At 32.8% G+C, this 4,114-nt stretch carries 1 protein-coding gene and 3 pseudogenes; all 4 read right to left on the reverse strand.

What is annotated here, in order from left to right; translation table 11 throughout:
• Positions 1-395 (reverse strand): annotated as a pseudogene (locus tag CHV_RS04560) (transposase); the annotation flags it as partial.
• A gap of 553 nt (positions 396-948) precedes the next feature.
• Positions 949-2,700: an apolipoprotein N-acyltransferase gene (gene lnt, locus CHV_RS04565; RefSeq protein WP_051602262.1), complete on the reverse strand. Its 1,752-nt coding sequence runs from the start codon at positions 2,698-2,700 to the stop codon at positions 949-951.
• A gap of 502 nt (positions 2,701-3,202) precedes the next feature.
• A pseudogene (locus CHV_RS04570) lies at positions 3,203-3,664 on the reverse strand (IS982-like element ISCca1 family transposase); the annotation flags it as partial.
• Between the two features lie 35 nt (positions 3,665-3,699).
• Positions 3,700-4,114: pseudogene (locus CHV_RS05480) on the reverse strand (IS5-like element ISCca5 family transposase); the annotation flags it as partial.

A 4,114-nucleotide genomic window follows, 5' to 3' on the forward strand; every position in this document is an offset into this window, starting at 1 on the left:
CTAAGTCTATAGTCATAGATAAAATCTTATTGAGACCTTCTTGACCTAATCTATGGCGCCAACGGGTCAATGAACTGGGGTTACAAGGCATCTTAAACTGAAAATAATCATATCCAACAAAAGTATTGCCAATAAGGGTTTTCTACCCATCTAACCACTACTTGTTCATCAGAAATATTATACATATGACTGATAATGAGAAGACCTATAATTAAACGAATAGGCAAAGGAGGTTGACCAGGTCCATAGCTAAAACCGCGGTCTAAATCTGATGATAAGGAGTGAAAAGGAATCGAATCAGATAACTGGAATAATGGATGTTTCGGGTTGAGAAAACTAGATAAGCGTTGCTCAAACAAACGCTCAAGGCTATTATTTATTTTCTTAGATTTCATCCTTATTTTGCAAGCTTTTTATACAAAACAACCTAAAAACTGGTTATTAACCATATATAAATTTAACCATTTATTTGCTGATTAACAAATAATTATATGGTATTTCAGGGCCGACTATTTATGGCTTAAAAACAAATATATAGTTCTTTATAGAAGAAGTCTGTCCTTTTTGGAAAAAAAGATAAAAATATTGGTTTACAATCAATAAATACAGTTGTTAAGTCATTATACAGCTTAACCAAATACAATAAAACATTCCAAAAATTACAAAAAAAAGAAAATAAATGAACTCAACATTTTTCATGCGAAGAATATTTTTATCTGGTGCGGAATGTGAGGTCCAGTTAAAACTTTTCAATTTTTTGATATTGAATCCCTAAAGGATATTCATGTTGTACCAGCCTTTTTAAAAACAGGTAAATGGTTAAATATTGGTGTTGATGTTTATCAAGGATTAGAGAAGAGATAAGGTAAAGTGGACCTAAAAAACTAGACAATTTTTTAAAAATGTTATTTCGTAGGATATTTCTATAATATTGAAACGGTCTCACTACTATTCTACTGTTTGATATTTTAATATAAACTTATAATACAAACGTACGACACTTAATTGGACAGAGCCAAAAAAGGCCTTTGGCCAATACTTTTTTTGCTGCAATCGCACCATCGAGATAATACAGCATAATATAAAACAAGTCCATGCAGCGATACGACCGATATAATCGCCATGTAAGCTATAAAAAGTCAATTGATTATTAGCGTATACTACGCCTCGAGTTGCAGCAACTTCCAATCGATTTGTGGCAGCTATTACCGCTCCGCGCTGGCTGATCAATCCAGAAATGCCAGTACTAGCTGCCCGCACCACACTCTTTCGATGTGCAATGGCCAACAAGCGGGTATATTGAAAGAAATCGTGATATATCGGCGTGTTTCCCCACCAACCATCATTAGTTACTACCACAAATAGATTTGCTCCCTTTTGCGCACTTTTACCTACAAAAGCACCATAAAGCAATTCATAGCAAATAATTGGGGCTACGTTTATGTGATCATCTATTTTAAATACTTTAGTTTCATTTCCTTTACCTAAACAAGGATCTATATTTCCAATATCAACAAATTTTTGTTTGAGCCAACTACATAATGGTATTGGTAGAAGATGGAAATAAGGGATATATTCTCCACCTGGCACTCTTTTTTGCTTATGATATATATCTATTTTTTGGAGCGTTTTTAAATGAAAAACACTATTGAAGTAGTCTACATATGCCCCTCTCCTTATTTGGGCAGTTTTTGTAGCTTGGATTGGACCATATAGACAACGAGAACTAATACCCGTTATAAGGTTTAAAGCAGTATGTGTATCCAGAAACTGGAATATAGGTTGCATCAACAGATAGTCACCAAGCTTTTCCTCTTCTAACCAGCAATCTATTGCTGACTCAGGCCACACTACCAAGCAAGTCGCTGGCGTAAGCTGTTGTTTAGAAAGAGCCAATAATCGATCTATTTGACACGCATAAGGAACAAAGCAGGGAGAGGTATAATCTTTTTCAGTATAGTTATCAAAGTTGGGTTGAACCACCACTGCCTCTACATTTCTTCCTTTTTCTTTATAACGATAGTAGATCATTAAACTTATGGCTATAGGCAATAGGATCCCCCAACACCATCCATTAAATAGGAGAAAATTTGCTTTTTCAAATAACAAATGATAAAGGAAAATGTTTACTATTAAAACCCAAAGGGAACCTCCGAGTATGCCAGTATATTCATACCATTGAATCCATTGTGGCAATGCTGCCAATCCATTGCCTAAATTTAGCCAAGGAAAAGTAAGTTCCCAATATTCCCAAGAAAGATGTGCATATTCCAATGTTAACCAACTTGTTACCAATCCTAAATAGCCCATATATAGTCCGCCCCATTTCCGTATCCAATAATAAAAAAAACAAGGCAAAGCCAGACAAAACGTATTGTAACATACTGTGAAAAGAAAAGCGAGAAAAGTAGCTTTGTAAATCCACCAAATAGTTAGTGTATTCCAAAAAAATAAGGTATAAACAACTGAAAATAGGCAAAAATGTTTTTGTTTGGGTGCGATAGTGAGCAGTTTAAAGATGGCGAGTATCGGCACAATAGCTACAAATAATAAACCACCCAACCAAAAAGAACACCAAGATAGGTAAAAACAAGTACTGCTCAAGGTTACTAAAAGGAAGACATAACCTTTGGGAAATCGTTTTAGAGCGATGCGGTCCATCCCTAAAGTATATTGAATAGAAAGCAGACGATGCGACATAAATTTTATAAATTATTCGGGGTCAATTGGCTAAGTCTTTTGGCATAGAATATGCCCCATGCGCCATTGTACTATTTGTGAACATTGATAAACAATAGAACCAAGCTAATTTACGAAAAAGCAAGAAACCTAATAGGAGAAACACTGGTTAAGCGCTTGCGGTTATCCAGCTCTTATTTCTTAGAGGAAATATATAGTGCATAATATATAAAACAAAAACCACACATAAAAAATTGCAAACATTTTATTTTTTGTTTATTGTATTATTAACGTTTTGGATTAAAAATAATTTTAATATACCTTATTATTTAGACATTATATCTCACATTCCGCACCAAATTTTCCATTGGTTATGAGAATAATATAAAAATTGCTTAATTTATAATTAATTTCTAGATAGATGATTTTCAGTGCGAAAATTTTTAACTATAACTAAAAACAAGAAAACATACCATTTTTTTAAAGAATTATAATTCTTATTAACCTGAACTCTGGATTAGAATTATTGTAAACCAGTTGTATATATATTAGCTATAGCCGGTTTTTTCTCTTTTAGCCCATAAGCAGTAATACCAGCTATTAAATTGACAATAAAATTAGGTATGCTTCTGTGTCTAGAGTGTTCTATTTGGCTAATATTTTTAAGCTGATCGATGATGGTTTCAATGATGGATCTCTTTCGAAGCATTAATTTATCCCATAATGGCATAAAAGCATTTTTCATATTTTTCTTGATATGGGTAATGAGCTCTATTCCTTTTTCCATAAATTTTTCAAATAATTCTTTGCTGATATAGCCTTTATCCGAGAATACTTTACCGATTAAATTTTTGCATAAACTTTTTGCAGGGAATCTATCCTTGACCCTACCTGGGGTAAGTGTAAAATTCATAATTTCACCTAAATCATTTACAATCAAATGTAACTTGAACCCAAAAAACCAGCCAGTCGTTGTTTTACCTTTAGTAGTCGGCCCTGAAATATTTTTTTTGAATAAATTTATTGAATGGATCTTTTTTTACAATATTTATGGTTTAGCAGGCGCTCTATTTTTCCTACCCAAGATATAGGTATAACTGGTTTTGGATTAAGAATTTTAATTATATAGGTTTTAATTTATGTGATTGTGAGTGTGTTAAGAATAACTTTCTTGTAATCAGTCGTAGGTTATGAGCAATAGCACATAAAATAACGTTAAGTTTATCTCCTAGAATACCTTTCAAATAGTTAACAGATAATTTACCATCGGATTTCATATGACCAATATGCGGTTCAATAGAAGATCTTCTTTTTATAGCTTTTTTTAGTAGCAGGCGTTATTCCCCTTTTAGTAACCACTTATAAATATATTACATTCACTAACAGGTATATTATTACCCCGGTAGGCTTTATCTACAAAGACATACTTTACTTT

Origin of the sequence: Cardinium endosymbiont cBtQ1 of Bemisia tabaci (genome assembly GCF_000689375.1) — a bacterium.
GTDB lineage: Bacteria > Bacteroidota > Bacteroidia > Cytophagales > Amoebophilaceae > Cardinium.